Below are 2,958 nucleotides of genomic sequence, written 5' to 3' on the forward strand. Positions count from 1 at the left end.
GTGGAGGCTGAGGTTCAGGCCTCCGTATTCCGTCTTGCCCGTGTCGAGCATGACCCTGATGCCCGTTTCGATCCTCGCAATCTGCTCGCCCTTCGATTCGTGCTGGCGCCAGAACCTCAGCAGCTGCCCGTCGTTGGCCGCCACGAGGTAGCACGTGGACGTGTCCTCCCCGAGGATCGACTTCACCAGTCCTTCGAAAATCGCGTCCTGCCTCGGGTCGTCGTGGAACTGGCTGAGGTCTTTGACGGTAACCAGGGTCCCCCCGGAAGGAAGGGCCAGCTCGATCATGCCGTCCGCTGCGTTCCAGCTCGCGAGACTGCCGCCGAGCGAGGTGAATACTTTCCTGCAATGCCAGGTCTTGCCGTCCCCCGCGGTTCCGGTCAGGATGACACTGCGGGGAGAAGCTCCCGAGAAGTTCCGCATAAGCCCGTCGAGCAAGGCGCTGCTCACCTCGATGGCGCTGACGCCGTTGTCGGCCGCGGATTTAAGGACGTGTTCGTCATAAATGGAATCGGACGCCGCCAGCGGGCCATAGGTCCGCAGGTAGTCCACCAATGGGTTCCTGTGCATCTTAGGTCGTGTTCCCCCCTTGGGATCAGAGATGGCAGATGGCGCAGCCATCGTCGTCGGATTTCGGCTTCATCTTCTTCCTCGGCATCTTCTCCACGTCTTCGAGGCTGCGGCCGTCCACCCAAGAGAAGCTGCGGCCGTTCTGGCCCTTCTCGTAGGATTTGGCCTTCTCGAAGAGGTCTGGGTGCCTCTCCTGCAGGCCCTGCCATTCGCCGACCTGCTGGTAAAAGCAGAAATAGCAGCCGGAGCGGGAGCGCCACTCGTAGTATTCCGGGATTCCGAGTCCGGAATCGTCAAGCATCAGCTTCACGTCGTCGATGGTGATCCCGTCGTCCTTGAAGGGGTAGACGGGGATGATGTTAGGCTCCTCGGAGAGCAGGACGGGCTTACCCTTGTTCAGGTATCCGGAACGGTTCTCGTCGGACCTGATGGCGATGTAGGAATACGCCTTGTCCTTGCCGATATGGCGCTCGTAGGGATGAATCTTGAGCATGCGCGTGCACCAGCGCGACCGCGGGCTAGGCAGGAAGCCGGAGAAATGTTCGTAAAGGAGGACGTCGAAGGGCGAGCGTCCCTGCTTCTCTTCCACGCCAAGCATGTCGAGCGCGGTGATCCGGGTGATCTTCTTGCCGAGAACGTGCTCCAGCCGCTCGAAGTAGGCATACGACTCGGGCAGTTCGGCCCCGGTGTCCGAGAAGACGAACTCGAAGTCGATCTCTGGATAGGCCCGCGTAAGGTAAATAGCCATCGCGGTGCTGTCTTTGCCTCCAGAAAGCGGGACGATGTGGCGCGCCGACCTGTCGAGACTGGAATCATGGATAGATACTGGCTGATTGCTCATCAGGCCGCCCCCCGCTTGCTGCCGTGAGTGATTCGTCGCAGCTGGTCCTCCAGGCTCATTATTCTGGATTTGATGACCGGCACCAAGCTTTCGCTCGGACTGTCCGTGTCCAGCGCGGCCGCCTCTATGCGCTCCCGGCTTTCACGAAGCTCCTTGCGGAGGAGGTCCTTCGTGTCGTCCTGCCACTTATCGATGCTCCGCTGCAGAAGGACCGAACTTACAACGCGCGCGAGACCTTCCCCCGAATAGCGGCCGTTCATTGAATCGCGGACCGTTCGTAGAATGGTCTGGTCCGTCATCTTCAGGTCGCGGCGCCTTAGCAGGGCTTCTACATCGAAACACCTTACCCATTCGTGCACGCCGTCCACTGTTTCCTTGTCGGCGCCCTCGAGATGCAGAATGTCTTCCACGACTTCCACGGCTTCGCGGAGATACCCCTCCACCAGCCCGTCGACCGCGTTCCGGGCGGCCTCCACCTGTCGCAGCGTTTCGTCCAGGCGGTCCTTCCGTTCCTTGCTGACGCCGCCGAGCAGGGCGGGAAGCGTGTCTAGGATCAGCATGGCGGGGTCCCTGGCCTCGGAGACGGCCCTTAGCAGGTTCCTTGCCGTCGCAGGCATTCGCCGAGAACGCCGCGCCCCCTCCGCCACCGTCGATAGCCACTTCTCGAGCGCCATGTTCGCGTGGATGACCTTTTCGTCGAAACGGCCAGGCCGTTCGTAGACGAACACATAGGAGAAATCGTCGAGATACTTCATGGCGATCCCGCGGGACGCGTGCACCTCGACCTCGTGGCGATCCGGTTCCTGGAACATCAGCGTCGACGCAAACCCGAGTATGTCCCGGACGAAAACGCCGTCGGTGCGGATGGAGACGGCTTTGGCGAACGCCTTGTATCCGGCGAGCACTAGGAGGGGCAGCACGCCTGCCGCAAGGCCAACCGGAGCGTCCGAAAGCCTGTTCACCACGTCGGACAGAGGCCTCTTTCCCTTGACGGTGAAGAAGTCCTCGACAATGCGCCACGCTTCGGCCGTGCCCGCGTCGGCGATCTCGGACGGGGAAGCGAAGGTCCCCTGGCCGTCTCGCGTGACATGGATTCCGGTCCTGTTAAGCACGGTCCTGTACAGCGACGCTTCGGCGGAGGAATCGTCCTCCGCATAGCCGAGCATCGGCTTGTCAGCATTGTCCATGAGCCGGGTTATCAGCCGGATGCGGGCGGTCGACACCTGCCTCGAAACCCGGGCGCGGACAACCTGGTCGTTGACGATCCTGGGTGTGAGAGGGAACCACCCGTCCATCAACGCCGAGGCTGCGATCCCTGCCGGGCGGTCCGAACTCACGTCTAGGACCTTGCCTTCGGCGTGCCATGTCGTGTGCGACGGCCGCGGGGTGGTGAGCCTGTGCATGGAGACGGCCAGCTGCCTGCGGGCGATTGCCAGAAGCTCTTCGACTTCCCTGCCGACGAGCGGGTCTTCATCCATCAGCCTTTCGTCACCCTTCAGGGAGATGAGGGCTGCGATCTCGAGCGCCGCGTCCGCAACCGACAGAGG

Annotated in this window: 2 protein-coding genes and 1 pseudogene; all 3 read right to left on the minus strand. The window is 62.0% G+C overall.

Annotated features, from left to right (window positions below; translation table 11 throughout):
* A partial coding sequence (locus EOA33_RS30340; protein ID WP_210212628.1) for a hypothetical protein occupies window positions 1–552 on the minus strand: 552 nt, incomplete at its 3' end.
* Between the two features lie 43 nt (window positions 553–595).
* Window positions 596–1,411, minus strand: a complete 816-nt coding sequence (locus tag EOA33_RS30345) for a phosphoadenosine phosphosulfate reductase family protein (protein WP_127407322.1) — start codon at window positions 1,409–1,411, stop codon at window positions 596–598.
* A pseudogene (locus EOA33_RS39380) lies at window positions 1,411–2,958 on the minus strand (hypothetical protein); the annotation flags it as partial. The pseudogene EOA33_RS39380 and the gene EOA33_RS30345, both read right to left, overlap by 1 nt.

The organism is Mesorhizobium sp. M4A.F.Ca.ET.050.02.1.1 (genome assembly GCF_003997725.1).
In the GTDB taxonomy this organism is placed as follows: Bacteria; Pseudomonadota; Alphaproteobacteria; order Rhizobiales; family Rhizobiaceae; genus Mesorhizobium.